General features: G+C 61.7%; 15 protein-coding genes and 5 pseudogenes. 11 read left to right on the plus strand and 9 right to left on the minus strand.

The genetic code is table 11. The features are described 5' to 3' along the window. The first annotated feature begins 149 nt into the window (after positions 1 to 149). Both WLY71_RS23760 and WLY71_RS23765 read left to right on the plus strand, forming a co-directional pair. Complete coding sequence (locus tag WLY71_RS23760) at positions 150 to 1,370, plus strand: helix-turn-helix domain-containing protein (RefSeq protein WP_347805488.1); 1,221 nt, start codon at positions 150 to 152, stop codon at positions 1,368 to 1,370. A gap of 36 nt (positions 1,371 to 1,406) precedes the next feature. After that, positions 1,407 to 2,036 (plus strand): Vgb family protein, encoded by a 630-nt coding sequence (locus WLY71_RS23765; protein ID WP_347805489.1) that lies wholly within the window; start codon positions 1,407 to 1,409, stop codon positions 2,034 to 2,036. 16 nt (positions 2,037 to 2,052) lie between these two features. Here WLY71_RS23765 and WLY71_RS23770 read toward each other — a convergent pair whose 3' ends face one another. Then, positions 2,053 to 2,913, minus strand: coding sequence for a CAP domain-containing protein (locus WLY71_RS23770; RefSeq protein WP_347805490.1), 861 nt, complete (start codon positions 2,911 to 2,913; stop codon positions 2,053 to 2,055). A 173-nt stretch (positions 2,914 to 3,086) separates the two neighbouring features. Here WLY71_RS23770 and WLY71_RS23775 point away from each other — a divergent pair, with 173 nt between their 5' ends. Next, on the plus strand, positions 3,087 to 3,494 hold the full coding sequence (locus WLY71_RS23775; RefSeq protein ID WP_347805491.1) for a hypothetical protein: 408 nt from the start codon (positions 3,087 to 3,089) through the stop codon (positions 3,492 to 3,494). Here WLY71_RS23775 and WLY71_RS23780 read toward each other — a convergent pair. Beyond that, positions 3,442 to 4,332 (minus strand): DMT family transporter, encoded by an 891-nt coding sequence (locus WLY71_RS23780; protein ID WP_347805492.1) that lies wholly within the window; start codon positions 4,330 to 4,332, stop codon positions 3,442 to 3,444. The two genes, WLY71_RS23775 and WLY71_RS23780, sit on opposite strands and share 53 nt — an antisense overlap. An 83-nt stretch (positions 4,333 to 4,415) precedes the next feature. Between WLY71_RS23780 and WLY71_RS23785 the strand changes: the two genes are divergently transcribed. The 4 genes and pseudogenes from WLY71_RS23785 to WLY71_RS23800 all read left to right on the plus strand — a co-directional run. After that, positions 4,416 to 5,747 (plus strand): aminotransferase-like domain-containing protein, encoded by a 1,332-nt coding sequence (locus WLY71_RS23785; RefSeq protein WP_347805493.1) that lies wholly within the window; start codon positions 4,416 to 4,418, stop codon positions 5,745 to 5,747. Next, positions 5,748 to 5,966: pseudogene (locus WLY71_RS23790) on the plus strand (OsmC family protein); the annotation flags it as partial. It abuts the gene before it with no gap. A gap of 172 nt (positions 5,967 to 6,138) precedes the next feature. Further along, positions 6,139 to 7,410 (plus strand): epoxide hydrolase family protein, encoded by a 1,272-nt coding sequence (locus tag WLY71_RS23795; protein ID WP_347805495.1) that lies wholly within the window; start codon positions 6,139 to 6,141, stop codon positions 7,408 to 7,410. Between the two features lie 63 nt (positions 7,411 to 7,473). After that, a pseudogene (locus WLY71_RS23800) lies at positions 7,474 to 7,539 on the plus strand (SMR family transporter); the annotation flags it as partial. Here WLY71_RS23800 and WLY71_RS23805 read toward each other — a convergent pair. Next, positions 7,539 to 8,327 (minus strand): alpha/beta hydrolase, encoded by a 789-nt coding sequence (locus tag WLY71_RS23805; protein WP_347805496.1) that lies wholly within the window; start codon positions 8,325 to 8,327, stop codon positions 7,539 to 7,541. The pseudogene WLY71_RS23800 and the gene WLY71_RS23805 overlap by 1 nt on opposite strands. Before the next feature lie 504 nt (positions 8,328 to 8,831). On the opposite strand from WLY71_RS23805, the gene WLY71_RS23810 reads away from it, so the two are divergent. Beyond that, positions 8,832 to 9,776: an aldo/keto reductase gene (locus WLY71_RS23810; protein ID WP_347805497.1), complete on the plus strand. Its 945-nt coding sequence runs from the start codon at positions 8,832 to 8,834 to the stop codon at positions 9,774 to 9,776. 63 nt (positions 9,777 to 9,839) lie between these two features. Here the strand turns inward: WLY71_RS23810 and WLY71_RS23815 are convergent. Then, a pseudogene (locus WLY71_RS23815) lies at positions 9,840 to 10,034 on the minus strand (glutathione S-transferase N-terminal domain-containing protein); the annotation flags it as partial. Between the two features lie 147 nt (positions 10,035 to 10,181). Here WLY71_RS23815 and WLY71_RS23820 point away from each other — a divergent pair. Then, positions 10,182 to 10,553: a nuclear transport factor 2 family protein gene (locus WLY71_RS23820; RefSeq protein WP_347805498.1), complete on the plus strand. Its 372-nt coding sequence runs from the start codon at positions 10,182 to 10,184 to the stop codon at positions 10,551 to 10,553. Between the two features lie 45 nt (positions 10,554 to 10,598). Here the strand turns inward: WLY71_RS23820 and WLY71_RS23825 are convergent, their stop codons facing one another. Continuing rightward, complete coding sequence (locus WLY71_RS23825) at positions 10,599 to 11,990, minus strand: aldehyde dehydrogenase family protein (RefSeq protein WP_347805499.1); 1,392 nt, start codon at positions 11,988 to 11,990, stop codon at positions 10,599 to 10,601. Positions 11,991 to 12,090: 100 nt separating this feature from the next. On the opposite strand from WLY71_RS23825, the gene ptrR reads away from it, so the two are divergent. Next, positions 12,091 to 12,975: a putrescine utilization regulator PtrR gene (gene ptrR / locus WLY71_RS23830; protein ID WP_046055497.1), complete on the plus strand. Its 885-nt coding sequence runs from the start codon at positions 12,091 to 12,093 to the stop codon at positions 12,973 to 12,975. Positions 12,976 to 13,010: 35 nt separating this feature from the next. Here the strand turns inward: ptrR and WLY71_RS23835 are convergent. The 3 genes and pseudogenes from WLY71_RS23835 to WLY71_RS23845 form a co-directional block, all read right to left on the minus strand. Next, positions 13,011 to 13,361 (minus strand): annotated as a pseudogene (locus WLY71_RS23835) (MarR family winged helix-turn-helix transcriptional regulator); the annotation flags it as partial. Positions 13,362 to 13,401: 40 nt separating this feature from the next. Then, positions 13,402 to 13,842: an Ohr family peroxiredoxin gene (locus WLY71_RS23840; RefSeq protein ID WP_347805500.1), complete on the minus strand. Its 441-nt coding sequence runs from the start codon at positions 13,840 to 13,842 to the stop codon at positions 13,402 to 13,404. A 109-nt stretch (positions 13,843 to 13,951) separates the two neighbouring features. After that, a pseudogene (locus WLY71_RS23845) lies at positions 13,952 to 14,383 on the minus strand (Ohr family peroxiredoxin). 10 nt (positions 14,384 to 14,393) lie between these two features. Between WLY71_RS23845 and WLY71_RS23850 the strand changes: the two are divergent. Then, positions 14,394 to 15,401, plus strand: a complete 1,008-nt coding sequence (locus WLY71_RS23850) for an Ldh family oxidoreductase (protein WP_347805501.1) — start codon at positions 14,394 to 14,396, stop codon at positions 15,399 to 15,401. Between the two features lie 131 nt (positions 15,402 to 15,532). On the opposite strand, the gene WLY71_RS23855 is transcribed toward WLY71_RS23850, so the two are convergent. Then, positions 15,533 to 16,882 (minus strand): aldehyde dehydrogenase (NADP(+)) (locus tag WLY71_RS23855; RefSeq protein WP_347805502.1); only part of this gene is annotated, 1,350 nt, incomplete at its 5' end.

Genomic DNA, 16,882 nt, shown 5'->3' on the forward strand with positions numbered 1-16,882 from the left:
AACACCGCGAGTTCCGATTTTACGACTGCTGCGCAGCCGAACGCAGCCTTCGGCAGCTGCTACAAGGGGGGCCTTCGTGATGGGTCATCGTGAGATAGACTCAACAGCGAACATCCAACGGTGGGAGTGACAACTGTGGCGGGATTCATATGGACTCGCTGATCACCGCCGCAGCGCAGGCGCTGGCAGCGGGTGATCCGCTCGGCGCGCTGAACCGGGTCGCGTTGCGCGACGATGCGCCGGCGCTGGCGTTGCGGGGTATTGCGATGGCGCAACTCGGCGATCTGGTGCGAGCCAAGGCGCTGGTGCAGAGGGCCGCACGGGCCTTCGGTCCGAAGGAGGCCTTGGCTCGGGCGCGCTGTGTGGTCGCCGAGGCCGAGATCGCGCTGGCCTCCCGGGAATTGGGCTGGCCGGTGAAGGCACTTGAGTCAGCGCGAGTGACGCTGGAGACGCACGGCGATCGAGTGAACGCCGCTCATGCGCGGTATTTGCAGATTCGGCGTTTGCTGCTGATCGGGCATCTCGAAGAGGCTGACGTGCTGCTCGCCGAGCTTGACCCCGCCCCATTACCGCCAGCATTGCGCGCCGCCCACGAACTGGTCGTGGCGGGGATCGCGATGCGACGACTCGAGACGAACAAGGCGCGGTTTGCACTCACAAGAGCCGAGCACGCCGCGCGCGACGCCGATATTCCTGCGCTGACGGCCGAGGTGAAAAACGCTGCCCTTGTCCTGAACACGCCTGTCGCGCGTTTGATTGCCCATGGCGAAGAACGGCCTCTGTTGCTGGATGAGGTTGAAGCGTTGCTCGCGTCCACGTCGCTGGTCGTGGACGCCTGTCGCTACGTCGTGCGTGGTGCCGGCATGTCGGTCTCCCTCGCCACACGCCCGGTCTTGTTTGCCCTCGCACGAGCACTCGCCGAAGCGTGGCCGGCCGACGTTTCGAGGGAAACGCTGATTGCCCAGGCCTTTCGTTTGAAGCACGCCGATGAGTCCCTTCGCGCGCGGTTGCGAGTCGAAGTCGGGCGACTGCGCGCGGCACTTAAACCCTTGGCCGGCGTAACGGCTACCCAGCGCGGGTTTGCGCTGGTGTCGCTGGTTGCCTCTGACGTTGTGGTGCTGGCGCAACACGTCGAAGAGAAGTACGCGGGGGTGTTCGCTTTCCTCGTCGACGGTGAGTCGTGGTCGAGCTCGGCCCTGGCACTGGCCCTCGGTGCCAGCCAGCGCACGGTGCAACGGGCACTCGAGGAATTGGCCCGCGCGGGCAAGGTGCAGTCGTTTGGTCGCGGTCGGGCGCGTCGCTGGATGACCCCGCCGGTGCCGGGTTTCGCGACGACCTTGTTACTCCCGGTGCCACTGCCGGGTGACTAGGATGAACGCCTCCCACCCGTAACGAGGAATGCCAACATGAAACAGTCAGCAGCTCAAATCCTTCGTGAATATGGACCTTTTGCCGGTGTCGACAAGGTGCATGGCGTCACCTGGGACTGCCGGCACGTGTGGTTTGCCACCGGCGACAAACTCAACGCCCTGGACCCTGCGAGCGGCAAGACACTGCGTTCAATCGATGTCGCCGCCCATGCCGGCACCGCCTTCGACGGCCAGCACCTGTTCCAGATCGCCGAGGACCGCATCCAGAAAATTGACCCGCAGACCGGCCGTGTACTCGCGACAATCCCGGCGCCTGGCGGCAGTGACTCAGGGCTGACGTGGGCGGAAGGGACGCTGTGGGTCGGCGAGTATCGGGATCGCAAGATTCATCAGATCGATCCCGAGACCGGCGCGATTCTGCGCACCCTTGAATCCAACCGTTTCGTCACCGGGGTGACCTGGGTCGAGGGTCAGCTGTGGCATGGCACCTGGGAAGAAGACGAGAGTGAGTTACGCCATATTGATTCGACCACCGGCGAGGTGCTGGAGAGCGTGAAGCTGCCGGCCGGCGTCGGGGTGTCGGGGCTTGAATCGGACGGCGGTGATCAGTTTTTCTGCGGCGGCGGTGGCAGTGGGAAGGTGAGGGCGGTGCGGCGCCCCAAATGAGACGTCGCTCAATCGCTTAAGGCGCGCCAAACAACATCGTCCAATAAACCCCCTCATCACTGCGCGCGTCCGCCGCATAGGCTGCGCCCATTTGGGTAAACATCGGATTCATCAGGTTGGCGCAATGCCCCGGGCTGGCCAGCCAGCCCGACATGGCCTTGCTCGGTGAGCCCTGGCCGGCAGCGATGTTCTCGCCGATCTGCCGGCCACGGAAACCAGCGGCTCTGGCCCGGTCTGCAGGCATATCACCGTCGGGGTCCTGGTGGGCGAAGTAGTTGCCGTAGGCCATCGCCTTGCTGTGCCCTTGCGCAGCTGCGCCCAGGGCTGCGCTCCAGGCCAATGGCCGTGCGGCGGCGAAGCGCTGACGACCGCAGAGGCGCGGCTTTGAGCGTGCCGCATTGACCTGTGCCAGCAACGCTTTGCTGACGGCTCGCGAATCACCCACACGACTGTCCAGCACGGGCTGCGCCAGCACCACCTGCCACTCACTCCGGGCGCGACTGACGCCAATGTCGGCGTATTGGGTATCGAGCAACGCCCCGCAGTAATCGCTCTGGAGCATGTCGAAGGCTTCATCGGCATCCTGCGCACCGACCACACGAATCGTGCGCACCGTCACTGCCTGATAACCCGACGCTTTCAATCTATCGCGCAAACCACCGCCGTAACCGATCGGCAAGGCCAGGTTCGACTTCAACGCCAGCGGCGATAACGCTCGACCCGCGCGCCCCAAGCAGCGATCGGGGTGAGCGCGGTAGTCGTTGATGGCTTCCACCAACTGCCTTTCGGCACCGGCGTGGGCGGGGTTGGCGAACAGGTAAAAAAGAGGAATGAAACAGAGCGAGGCAACGCGAACGGACAGGAGGGTTTGGCGCATGGATAGACAGCTCTGAGCGGGCAAGTGGGTTTCACGGCTCGGCTATGACTGGCGCTTCAACACAAGGTTCACGGGCGAAAGAGACATATTTGCGCTGGGCGCAGTGCGTCCGCCAAAGAGGACATGGAGGTGTCGTATGATGGCTTCTTTTGACCCGTCACAAGGATCCACCCATGCCGCTAAGCAAACGCGATCAGGCGCACATCGAGCGTCGCCTGATTGCCACCCTGACCGAGGCGTGTGAGACGGCCAAAGTGGACATCGTCGGGTTCTGCTGGCTGACCCACGAGGTCGATTACGAGGTGTTCCCCTCCAGCCTGAGGGTCATCTGGGTCTTCGATACGCAGGCCAATAAGGATCAGGCGCTGGCCAGTGGGCAGGGCGAGCGCATGGTCGAGTTGACTGCCAATGCGTTAAACGAAGCGGACGTTCTCGTCAGCCCGGTATCGGCCCATGTGCAGTTCGATTCTGAAGAAGAATGCCAACGCGCCAATGGCGGAAACTGGCAGCAACGCTTGTCGCGCCCGCTCACTTCGAAAACTTCCTCGCCCCGGCCACGCAAAGGATCACCGCGACGGTAACCCCCAGCATGCCGATGCTGACCTGCTCGTGAAGCAGCGTGGCCGCCAGCGCCAAACCAAAAAACGGCTGTAGCAGTTGCAGCTGGCCGACGGCGGCAATCCCCCCTTGGGCCAGCCCGCGGTACCAGAATACGAAGCCGATCAGCATGCTGAAGATCGACACGTAAGCCAGGCTGAACCACGCGGATGGGGTGATTCCCGAGAACGAAGCCGGGGCCATGAACCAGCTCAGCGGGACCATGACGGGCAGCGACAGCAGCAACGCCCAAGAGATCACCTGCCAGCCTCCCAGGGTCCTTGAAAGCTTCGCACCTTCTGCATAACCCAGCCCGCAGGCGAGGATGGCCAGCAGCATGAGGATGTCGCCGGTCGGAGAAGCTGTCAGGCCTTGCGAGACGGCAAATCCCACGACCAAAGCGCTGCCCAGGACTGAGAAGAACCAGAACACCGGCCGTGGACGCTCCCCGCCGCGCAACACGCCAAACACCGCAGTGGCGAGTGGCAACAAGCCAACGAAGACGATGGAATGCGCCGACGTCACGTACTGCAGCGCCAGCGCCGTCAGTAGCGGAAACCCTACTACAACGCCCATTGCCACGATCGCCAAGGGCAGAAGCTGACGCTTGGCGGGACGCTGTTCTTTAAACAGCACCAGCATGCACAGCGCCAGAAGCCCGGCAATCGCCGCTCGGGCAACGGTCAGGAAAACCGGGTCGAATTCCAGCACGGCCAACCGTGTGGCCGGCAGCGAGCCGCTGAAAATCAGCACGCCGATAAACCCGTTGAGCCATCCGCTCGCGGTCTTTTCCGTCATTGGGTTTTGCAGGGTCCGTTCCATATGAGGGCACTCTGAATTTGCAGAGATCCATCGTATGATCGACGATCACTACAATCAAAAAATTGTCATGGATACATCTCGACATGCCTCGCTCACGGTACAAGTCATTAGTGGATGCTTTGGCGGCCGACATCCGGTCAGGCCGATTGTTGCCGGGCACGCGCTTGCCGACGCATCGCCAACTGGCGGCAACAGAAGGGTTGGCATTGGTGACCGCCAGTCGGGTGTATGCGGAGCTCGAAGCCATGGGCCTGGTCAGCGGCGAGACGGGGCGAGGCACGTTCGTGCGGGAGACGTCGTTGCCGCCTGGCTTGGGTATCGACCAGAAAAACGTTGCCGTTGGAATGACCGACCTCAACTTCAACTATCCCTCGCTGCCAGGGCAGGCAGAACTCTTGCGAAATGCACTGCGCCAACTCGCCTCGGGCGGTGATCTGGAGTCCCTGTTGCGCTACCAGCCACACGCCGGGCGTTTGCATGAGCGCGCCTCGGTGGCGCGCCATTTGCTCGCCCGAGGGCTGACAGTGGATGCCGAGCAAGTGTTAATGGTCAGTGGTGCCCAGCATGGGCTGGCCGTGACGATGATGGCGCTGCTGCAACCCGGTGATGTGATTGCTGCGGATGCGCTGACCTATTCAGGATTCATCGTGCTGGCCGAAGCCTTGCACCTTGAAATCGTGCCCATTCCCGTGACCGGACAGGGACCTGATCTGGAGGCGCTGGACAGTCTGTGCCGGAGTCGCCGCGTGCGGGCGGTGTACTCGATGCCGACGCTGCACAATCCGCTGGGGTGGGTGATGAGTGCCGATCAGCGCGATTCGCTGGTGACAATTGCGCGCAAGCATGACTTGCTCATCATCGAGGACGCCGCGTATGCCTTCCTTGCCGAGAACCCGCCGGCACCGATAGCGCAACTCGCACCCGAGAGAAGCGTTTACGTTTCAGGGCTCTCCAAGAGTGTGGCCACTGGACTGCGCGTAGGTTTCGTCGCCGCCCCGGCCGAAAAAGTGCCCGCGCTGGAGCGAACGATCAGGGCGACCACCTGGAATACCCCCGGCGTGCTGACGGCGATCGCGAGCACGTGGCTCGACGATGGCACCGTCATGCAACTGGAAGCTGAAAAACGCCAAGATGCGCAAGCCAGGCAAACCATGGCCGCAGAAGTGCTGGCGGGCCTTCCATGTATTCGCCACCCGTCGTCCTATTTTCTTTGGCTGCCTTTGTCTGAAGATGCGAGGGCAGACCAGATCGCCGCGGCGCTGCTGCGTGAAAAAGTCGCGGTTTCAACCGCTGAGCCTTTTGCGACTTCTGCTCATGTCCCGCATGCGATCCGCTTGGCGCTGGGGTCAGCGGAGATGGGCGCACTTCGAGAGGCGCTTGAAAAAGTTAAGTGGGTGATTGGTGCTTATTCATAGCGCAAAATGAAGGTCACGCTCCCGCCTGGCCTGGCCATTGACGCCGAAGTGGACCTGGGCACCAACGCAGGCGGCTACCTCCTGCAGGCGCGCCTCAACATCAGCCTGCCGGGAATGGACCGCGAAACAGCCCGAGCGCTGGTGGATGAAGGGCACAAGCTGTGTCCGTACTCCAAAGCCACGCGGGGCAACATCAACGTCGAAATCAACCTGGTCTGAGCCGGACCTGTCACGCAATTTGGGCAAGGCATCGCAAGGGTGAAGCTTGGCTTTCGCCCTTGCGATATGGCTTACGTGCCCAATGCCTTCTCTGACCGGCTGGTAAAGCGTCTTCGGTGACCGATAAGCGCAAACTCATCACTCATCGTGACCCTCAACTGAGGTAATGAAGATGAAGCACCTATTCGCGGTTGCTATCGCCACCCTTGCGCTTTGCGCCTCGGCCCTCGCCAGCGTCGCTCCCGCCGCCAATCCCCAGGCCATTCAACCCTTCCACGTCAATGTTGCGGACAAGGAACTCGCCGATCTGCGCAACCGTATCGCGGCGACCCGCTGGCCGGACAAAGAGACGGTTTCCGATCGATCACAGGGTGCACAGCTGGCACAGCTGCAGGAGCTGGTTCGCTACTGGGGCACGAACTACGACTGGCGCAAGGCCGAAGCGCAGCTCAATACGCTGGAGCAGTACGTGACCACCCTCGACGGGGTCGATATCCACTTTATCTGGGTGCGCTCCCCCCACCCGAACGCTTTGCCGATGATCATGACCCACGGGTGGCCAGGCTCCGTGCTCGAGTTCATCAAGGTCGTCGGTCCGCTCACCGACCCGACCGCCCACGGGGGCAATGCGGCAGATGCCTTCGATGTGGTGATTCCATCCATTCCTGGCTACGGCTTCTCCGGCAAACCGAGTGGTATCGGTTGGGATCCGGACCATATCGCGCGGGTCTGGGCGCAGCTGATGCAGCGCCTCGAGTACACCCACTACGTCGCCCAAGGTGGCGACTGGGGCGCCCCCATTACCAGCGCGATGGCGCGCCAGGCGCCGGTCGGATTGCGCGGCATTCACCTTAACCTGCCAGCCACGATACCGGCGGAAGCGAGCGCGGCGCTCGCTGTCGGCGGACCGGCGCCGACGGGATTTTCCGAAAAGGAGCGTGCGACCTACGACGCCGTCGCCACGCTCGTCAAACAGGGAAACCTGGCGTACAGCACGATGATGGCCGCGCGGCCGCAGATGATCGGTTACGGCGCGACGGATTCACCGGCCTTCCTCGCAGCGCTCATGCTCGTGCATCCAGGCTTTGCCCGTTGGACATACGGCGCCGACCCCCAACAGTCGCCGACGAAGGATGAAGTGCTGGACGACATCACGCTCTACTGGCTGACGAATAGCGCCGCCTCGGCAGCAAGGCTCTACTGGGAGAACATGGGGCGAAGCCCTCTTTCTTCGGCCGCACAGAAGACCACCGAGATTTCTCTGCCGGTGGCCGTCACCGTGTTTCCAGAAGATGTCTACTGCCCGCCAGAAACATGGGCCCGGCGCGCTTATAGCAACCTGATCTACTTCCATCAGGCCGACAAGGGCGGCCACTTCGCGGCCTGGGAACAACCGCAGCTTTTTACCGAGGAACTTCGCGCGGCATTCCGATCGCTGCGCTAAGTCGCAAGGCGCGCACTTCGCAGAAGCATTTGTCTTCGCGCGGAGTGCCGTTGCGGCGCTAGTCGAACACTGCCCGTGGGGACGGCCTACGCGGTCTGGACCGGTATCGGCGCGGCGGGCACCGCCATTTACAAACCATCGCCCAACACCTTGAGATACTCGGGACTCTCGGATACTGAGTTGTGCCCCGTACCGGGTATGACCTTCAGCGACGCCACTCCGTTGGCGAAATGCGTGAAGAGCCGCTCGGTGCTGGAACGCGGTATCACTTCGTCGTGCTCAGCCGCGATCAACAGCGTCGGCACCGTGATGTGGGCGGCGTACTTCCAGGATTCAAAGGTGTCCTTGAGCAACCACTTCACCGGGAAGATGGGGAACTGCCGGGCGGCGAGTTCTAAAACACTGTTGTAGGGGGTGATCAGCACCAGACGCGCCGCCGGGCGTTGGCTGGCGAGGCGCACGGCGACGCCGGAGCCCAGGCTGCGACCGACCACCGTAATGTGTGGATGGGTGGCGTAGACCAGGTCAAACAAGGTCATGGCGTCGCGCGAAACCATCTCCTCGGAGGGCGATCCGGAACTGCCACCGTAGCCTCGGTAGTGCAGCAAGTAGACGGCGTGATCGGCAAAGGCTTCGGAAAACGAAGGCAGGCTCCGGGAGACGTCCTCGGCATTTCCACCGAAATAGATCAACGCATTGGGCCCCTCGTGCGGCCTGACGGACACCAGCACCTGCGCGTCGTCGACGGACAGGGTGATCAGCGTTGCCGAGGTGCCGACAGCGCGGGGTTGCGGGAAGTAGATGAGGGCGCGCTGGAACACAAACAGCGCAGCGCAGAGCGCCAGATACACAACGGCGATGATGACGACGATTGACACCAGGATTCGTGGCATTCGGCTAACTTTAGTGGGCGGCATTGACGGCTCTGGCCTGAAGACGGCTATCGCTTGATCGCTGTCAGAGTGTAGTAGACCGATAGCGCGACGCACCGGGAGGGGCAGCCATGCCCATCGCTGTTAAATGGCTCAACGTCCTGCCGTCGGAAAGAGCGGCGCTGAGGCTAATGCCAGTCAGTTAAGCCGTAACGCGATCCTTGTAGCAGCTGGCGAAGCCTGCGTTCGGCTGCGAAGCAGTCGTGAAATCAGACGATGCGGTGTTTCAGAAAGACCGCAAACTCAGGTTTTACGACTGCTGCGCAGTCGAACGCAGGCTTCGCCAGCTGCTACGGATTGTGTCGTTCCTTAACTGACTGGCATTAGGCGCTGAGTCTGGGCTTCGACTTACATTTCTGCGTGCTGGTGCTGTTGGAGATTGCGGTGCTTGTGTCGCCGGTAGCTATGCTGATGTGGCTAGCCTCGTGCGTCCGGCGCGAGAAGTGCTGTGGACCGTGGCTGACAGCAAAAATGTGGAAGGACAATTCCATGAGCCACACTGATGGGTACACGCGTCGAAAAATACTCACGCTGGCTGCCGGTGCTTCGGCGGTTTTCACCTTCGATCCGGCTTTTGCAGCATCCACGCCGTCGACCGAAACAGGAGGCAAGAACATGCTGACCCGGGCCATTCCATCCAGCGCCGAACTCTTACCGATCGTTGGGCTGGGCACGTATCGCGGTTTTGATGTCGAGCCTTCAAGCCCCGCCTACAAGCAGCTGCCTGCTGTGCTGCGCGCGTTGTTCGAGAAGGGCGGGAAGGTGATCGACAGTTCGCCGATGTACGGTCGCGCCGAACAGACGACCGGCGAACTGCTGTCGATTCATGAACCGCGCTCGCCGGCGTTTCTGGCCACCAAGGTGTGGACCCGTGGCCGCGAAGAAGGCATCGCGCAGATGGAACAGTCCTTCAAACTGCTGCAGACCGACCGGATCGACCTGATGCAGATTCACAACCTGCTGGACTGGAAAACCCATTTGCCCACGCTGCGCAAATGGAAGGAAGAAGGGCGCATCCGTTACATCGGCATCACCCATTACACGGCGTCGGCGTATGACGAGGTGGAAGCGGTACTCAAGGCCGAGCCGTTGGACTTTTTGCAGATCAACTATGCCCTGGACGATCGCGGCGTCGAGAAACGCATCCTGCCGCTGTGTCGCGAGCGGGGCGTGGCGGTGATCTGCAATCGGCCATTCGGCGGCGGTGATTTGCTCGCCCGTTTGAAGGGCAAGCCGCTACCGGGTTGGGCCGCGCAAGTGGGGGTCAACAGCTGGCCGCAACTGGCGCTCAAATTCCTGCTGACGCATTCGGCGGTGACTTGCGTGATCCCCGGCACCGGCAACCCGCGTTACATGGCAGAAAATGCCGGTGCCGGTTTCGGTCCGATGCTGACAGGGGCGCAACGTGAGCAGTTGATTGACGTGGTGGGGTAGGCGAATGTTCGAGGCCTGTCAGGTGTTGTCCGGCGGCTGGCGAAATCGCTCCGGGATGGCCGCCACGTTGCGCTGGCGAGCGTGGTCGCGGATGACCGGGAATTTACCGAGCGGCCACAGCGCTTGCAGCTCTGCTCTGTCTGCATCGTTGGCGAGATCGATGATCCGTTTTTCGAAGTCGACAGCGTTTTCGTAGAGCGCGATGAGCACTTTGTGGCAGAACGACGACAGCGGATGGTAGTCAAGAGTCAGCGACATCTCTCAGCTCCTCGAAAGGCAAGTGCCCCCCCTCATCATAGTCGCCGTCCGGGACGGTTAAGCGCGCGGTGCTAGACTTTCAGGGTGGGATGGATGATCGAACAACCTGATCCGGCGGTGCGATGGTGAGAACGCTGGAGGTATGACATGACGACTCAATCGCTGGCTAAAGAACACATCAACGTGGTGGTCCGCAATTATGTAGAAGGCATGGTATTCGCCGATGAAGCCTTGCTGCGACAGGCCTTTCATCCCTCTTGCCGCATCATTGGGCATTACGAAGAGAAGCTGGAATGGGCATCCATGGAGGAATTTATCAGCGCGATCAAGGCCGAGGGGCCGGCAGCCAAAGAGGTCAAACCGTTTTGGGAAATACTCAGCATCGATGTCACGGGTGATGCTGCCGCGGTAAAAGTCACTGATGATTATCTTGGCATGCGATTTACCGATTATCTGTCGCTACTGAACATCAATTATCGCTGGATGATTGTGAACAAGCTGTATTACCTGAACGAATAGATCGTGAGCCTGGGAGCCAAAAGGCTCCCGGGCATCGTTATGCAATCAGCGCCGATCCAGCCACACCGTCTGGGCATTGCAGAACTCACGCACACCGAAATGCGACAGCTCACGGCCAAAACCGCTTTTCTTCACGCCGCCGAAGGTGACACGCGGATCGGAGGCGCAATAGCCATTGATAAACACGCCACCGGTTTCCAGTTCACCGGCCATCTGCTCAGCAAGCTCGACGTTGCGTGTGTAAATGGTTGAGGCGAGGCCGAACTCACTGTCATTCGCCAGTGCCAGCGCATGCGCTGCATCTCGCGCCGTGATGATCGAGGCCACCGGGCCAAACAGCTCCTGTTTGAACGAGGTCATCTGGTCGGTGACATCGCCGAAGACCGTGGGTTCGTAAAAGTTGCCGGGGCCTTCAGCCTTGTTGCCGCCCATCAGCAACGTCGCGCCTTCTTCCAGGGTGTCGCGCACCTGTTGATCCAGTTCATCACGCAGATCAAAGCGGGCCATCGGGCCGATGTAGGTGTTGGCGGCCAGTGGATCACCGACCACCAGTTTTTGCGTGGCTTCGACGAACTTGCGCGTGAATTCCTCGACAATGCCTTGCTCGACAATCAGGCGTTTGGCGGCCGCGCAGACTTGCCCGGTGTTCTGATAACGGCCAATCACGGCGGCTTTGACCGCTTCGTCGAGGTCGGCATCGTTGAGCACGATGAACGGATCTGAACCGCCCAGTTCCAGCACACACTTCTTCAACGCCGCACCGGCTTGAGCGCCGATGGCGATGCCGGCTCGCACGCTGCCGGTGAGGGTGACTGCCGCGATGCGTGGATCGGCGATTGCGGTGGAGACACCGTCCGGCGTGACATTGATGACTTCGAAGACACCTTCGGGGAAGTCGGCTTGCTTGAAGGCCTCCCGCAATAGATAAGCGCTGCCCATGACGTTGGGCGCATGTTTGAGCACGTAGGTGTTGCCGGCGATCAACGCTGGAACCGCGCCGCGCAGAACCTGCCAGATCGGGAAGTTCCACGGCATCACCGCAAGAATCGGGCCGAGCGGGCGATATTCAATGCGCGCTTTTCCACCTTCAACCAGCGTCGGTTCAGCGCTCAACATCGCGGGGCCGTGCTCGGCGTACCACTCACAGAGCAGCGCGCACTTTTCGATTTCGCCGCGCGCCTGAGTGATCGGCTTGCCCATTTCCAGGGTGATCATGTTCGCCATCGCGGCGGCGTTGTCGCGCAATGCCTGCGCCAGGGCGATCAACAACTGCGAACGTTGATCAACCGGTTTGCTGCGCCAGGCGCGGAACCCGGCAGCGGCGCGGGACAGGGCATCGTCCAGTGCCGATGCGGATTCGAAAGGATAGTGGCCGATCTGCTCGCCGTTGGCGGGGTTGATCGAAATGGCATGGGTGAGGCTGGAAACTTGGGTCATGGCACCGTCCTGCGAGGTGGGGATGCGCTCAGGTTACGGTGGCGTTTGTTTTCTGGAAACTGAATAATACTGAGCATATCGTTCACGTTTGGAGAATGACTTGGATCTGGTTCAGCTCGAAATTTTCAAAGCCGTCGCCGAGCACGGCAGCATCAGCGCGGCGGCTCAGCACATCCACCGGGTGCCGTCGAACCTGACGACGCGGATTAAGCAGCTGGAGCTGGATCTGGGCGTGGACCTGTTTATCCGCGAGAAGAGCCGCCTGCGCCTGTCGCCGGCGGGCTGGAGTTTTCTCGATTATGCCCGGCGCATCCTCGACCTGGTCCAGGAGGCTCGCGCGACGGTGGCGGGTGAAGAACCGCAGGGTTCGTTTCCGCTGGGGTCACTTGAGAGTACCGCTGCGGTACGCATTCCTGAGCTGCTGGCCGCGTATAACCAGAAGCACGCCAAGGTCGAGCTGGACCTGTCCACCGGACCTTCGGGGACCATGATCGACGGGGTGTTGTCTGGCCGACTGGCGGCAGCGTTTGTCGATGGACCGGTGCTGCACCCGGCACTGGAAGGCGTGCCGGCGTTTGAGGAAGAGATGGTGGTGATCGCGCCGCTCAACCATTCCCCCATTCATCGCGCGCGGGATGTTAATGGCGAAAACATCTATGCCTTCCGCTCCAATTGTTCCTACCGGCATCACTTCGAAAGCTGGTTTGCCAAGGACGCGGCGGTGCCCGGCAAGATTTTCGAAATGGAGTCCTATCACGGCATGCTGGCGTGCGTCAGCGCCGGTGCAGGCCTGGCGCTGATGCCCCGCAGCATGCTCAACAGCATGCCCGGGTGCACCACGGTGAGCATCTGGCCGCTATCGGAATCGTTCCGCTATTTGCGCACCTGGCTGGTGTGGCGCCGGGGGACGGTGTCGCAAAGTCTGACCATGTTTGTGCGCTTGCTGGAGGAGCGCGGGGTGGTGCGGGATGAGGCGGTGCGCTAGTTCGCGCTTGAGAATGTCCAGATCGGCGTGCCGGCTCATTCACCGGCTTTCGTCGATTTGATCAGATTGTTGCGCAGCTTCACGATCGCCTTTTGCATGTTCATGAACTCGTCAAGCGTCAGGCCAGTGGCGTCGGCGAGGCCCATTTCCGGTTGGCTTTCGCGTAGCTGTCGACCGTTCTTCGTCAGGCTGATCCGCACCTGGCGCTCGTCCTCGGGATCGCGCTGCCTTTGCAAAAAGCCCATCGCTTCCAGCTTCTTCAGGATCGGGGTCAAGGTGTTCGATTCGAGAAACAGCTTCTCGCCCAGGCTGCCGACGGTCTGATTGTCTTCCTCCCACAGCGCGACGATGGTGATGTATTGCGTATAGGTCGGCCCCAGCTGCTCCCCGGTTCGACGGCGAAAGTCGAACCGGTCGTACGGTGCATCACGCTGTCAGGGCGTTGATGACCACGTCGATATTGCCGCGCGTTGCCTTCGAGTACGGGCAGATTTGGTCTGCGGCGTGCGCCAGCTCCGTCGCGACGTCTTGCGTCAAGCCTGGCACGCGAAGAGTCAGCCGGGCCTGGAGGAAGTAGGCCGGACCGGTCTGGCCCAGATCGACCTCAATATCAATGGCCAGATTGGGCGGCAGCGTCACCTTCATATTTTTCGCCGCCAGCTCGACGGCAGCGGTGTAGCAGGCCGACCATGCGCCGGCGAAAAACTGCTCTGCCGTTGGGTGCGGCACAATGGCTGCGAACTCGTGTGCCAGTCTAGGGTTTCCAGGCGACGAGAGCTGGATGGCGAGGCCGCGGGAAGAGTTGTCACCGTCGCTGAACGTCGTGTGGGTTTTGCCTGTGGCCAGGACTTTTTCGATCTTGTTCATGGTTGAGTCCTCAACGCTTTGCTGGGTTTGTGTTTCGCGTGCGCTTAAAGCGCATGCGATATATATGGCGTATCGACCATGCCGATCGATAGCAACGCCGCGCGGTGCGTCAAGCCGTGAGGACGTTCAGGGCCACGTCAATGTTACCCCGCGTCGCTTTCGAGTACGGGCAGATTTGATCGGCGGTGTGCGCCAGTGTCGTCGCGATATCGTGCGACAAACCCGGTACGCGCAGGGTCAATCGAGCCTGAAGGAAGTAGGCCGGACCGGTCTGACCCAGATCGATCTCGATGTCGACGGACAGATCCGACGGCGGCACCACGTTCTTCGCTTTGGCTACGTGCTCGATGGCGGTGATTTAGCAGGCTGACCAAGCACCGGCGAACAGTTGCTCGGCGGTCAGGCAATCGGTGTCAAGGGGTGGTGTGACGTCCAGCCGATGAATGGCCGTGTTGCGGGATATGCCGAATTCGTCGTCGACCGGGCCTAAAGCGATCAAGCCGTGGCGTCTGGAATGGGCCAGTCTGGCCGGTCTGTCCAAGGAGTTGATGATGAAACGACTGTCCCTGGCCGAAGCTCGCGAGCTGGCCGAATCGATCTTGCTGCACAACGGTTTCAACCTTGCCCACGCTCAGGCGGTGGCCGCCACGGTGATTGCCGGCGAGCGCGATGGCTGCGCCTCTCACGGTTTGTATCGGGTACTGGGGTGCGTGAATTCGCTCAGGGCCGGCAAGGTGGTGGCCGATGCCGAGCCACGGGTGATCGACCAGGCCCCTTCGATTGTGCGGGTCGACGCGGCGGGTGGATTCTCCCAGTTGGCGTTTCAGGCGGGTCTGCCATTACTGGAGGAGAAAACCCGGGCAAACGGGATTGCGGCGCTGGCGATTAATCGCTGTGTGCATTTTTCCGCGCTGTGGGTTGAGATCGAGCAGCTGACCGCTGCCGGCCTGGTGGCGCTGGCGTGTAATCCCAGCCATGCCTGGGTCGCGCCGGCGGGGGGCAGTCAACCGGTGTTCGGCACCAATCCCATCGCATTCGGCTGGCCGCGTTCGGGCAAGGATCCGTTTGTGTTCGACTTCGCCACCAGTGCGATTGCCCGTGGCGAGATCGAGTTGCATCGACGCGCCGGCAAAGCGATTCCCGAAGGTTGGGGCGTGGACGCTGAAGGGCAGCCGAGTACCGATGCGAACGTGGTGCTCGATGCCGGCGCGATGCTGACGTTCGGTGGGCACAAGGGCTCGGCGCTGGCCGCCATGGTGGAGTTGATCGCCGGGCCGTTGATTGGTGACCTGACCAGCGCTGAATCGCTGGCGTACGACGCGGGCAGCAAGTCGTCGCCGTACCACGGCGAGCTGATCATCGCCCTCGATCCGCGGCGCTTTCTCGGCGAGGCCACCGAGCAGCATCTGGCCCGTGCCGAAGTGATGTTCCAGAGCATACAAGGGCAGGGCGCACGCTTGCCGTCGCAACGGCGTTATGAGGCGCGAGCACGCAGTTTGGTGGAGGGCGTGCAGATTCCCGAAGCCTTGTACAACGACTTGAAGGCACTGCTGGGATGAGTGAAAGCCGGACCTGTGGGAGCGAGCTTGCTCGCGATAGCGGTGTAACAGTCGACATAAATGCTGAATGTTATGGCCCCATCGCGAGCAAGCTCGCTCCCACAGGATTTCGCTGCACATCTGAGTATTTTTTAAACCGGGTCGCGATGGCTATTGCCGTCAACCAGACGGGCGATGCCCAGCGGATTGGCATTTTTCAAGGCGTCGGGCAAGAGCGCATCCGGGCAGTTCTGGTAGCACACCGGGCGCAGAAAACGCTCGATGGCCAGGCTGCCGACCGAAGTGCCACGGGCATCGGAGGTGGCCGGGTAGGGACCGCCATGCACCATCGCATCGCAGACTTCGACGCCAGTCGGGTAGCCGTTGAACAGTACCCGACCGACCTTCTGTTCAAGCAGCGAGAGCAGTTCGCCATGGGTTTGCAGGTCACCGGCTTCGGCAATCAGGGTGGCCGTGAGTTGACCGTGCAAACTTTGCAATGCCCGTTGCAGTTCGGCCTTGTCGGCCACTTCCACTAACACGGTAGTCGGGCCGAAAACTTCTTCCTGCAGCAGCGGGTCGCCGTTGATCAGCAGGCTGACGTCGGCCTTGAACAGCTGCGGCTGGGCCTGCTTGCCCTGTTGTTCGCGACCGGCGAGGTGGGTGATGTGCGGATGCGCCCGCAGCGCCTGCACACCCTTGGCGTAGCTGGTTAACGTGCCGGCGTTGAGCATGGTTTGCCCCGGCTGGTCGGCCATTACCGCGCTGAGCGATTCAATAAATGCGCTGAACTCGGGGGAGCGAATGCCGATCACCAATCCGGGGTTGGTGCAGAACTGGCCGCAGCCGAGCACCACTGACGCGGCGAGTTCACTGGCGATTTTCTCGCCGCGCCGTTGCAGGGCTTCGGGCAGTACCAGCACCGGATTGATGCTGCTCATTTCGGCGAACACCGGAATCGGCTGAGGCCGTGCGGCGGCCATGTCGCAGAGGGCGCGACCGCCCTTGAGCGAACCGGTGAAGCCGACCGCCTGGATCGCCGGATGCTTGACCAACGCTTCGCCGACACCCGCGCCGTAGATCATGTTGAACACACCCTTGGGCATGTCGGTTTGCTCGGCGGCGCGGATGATTGCATCGGCCACGAGCTCGGCAGTCGCCATATGCCCGCTGTGGGCCTTGAACACCACCGGGCAACCGGCGGCCAGGGCGGCAGCGGTGTCGCCACCGGCGGTGGAGAACGCCAGCGGAAAATTGCTCGCACCGAACACCGCGACCGGGCCGACGCCGATCCGGTACTGACGCAGATCGACCCGTGGCAGCGGCTGACGCTCGGGCAGAGCCCGGTCGATGCGCGCGCCATAGAAATCACCACGGCGCAGGACCTGAGCGAACAGCCGCATCTGACCGCTGGTGCGACCGCGCTCACCCTGAATGCGCCCGGTCGGCAGCGCCGTCTCGCGGGTGACCAGGGCAATGAACTCATCGTCCAGCGCCTCCAG

Origin of the sequence: Pseudomonas rossensis (assembly GCF_039888995.1) — a bacterium.
GTDB lineage: Bacteria > Pseudomonadota > Gammaproteobacteria > Pseudomonadales > Pseudomonadaceae > Aquipseudomonas > Aquipseudomonas rossensis.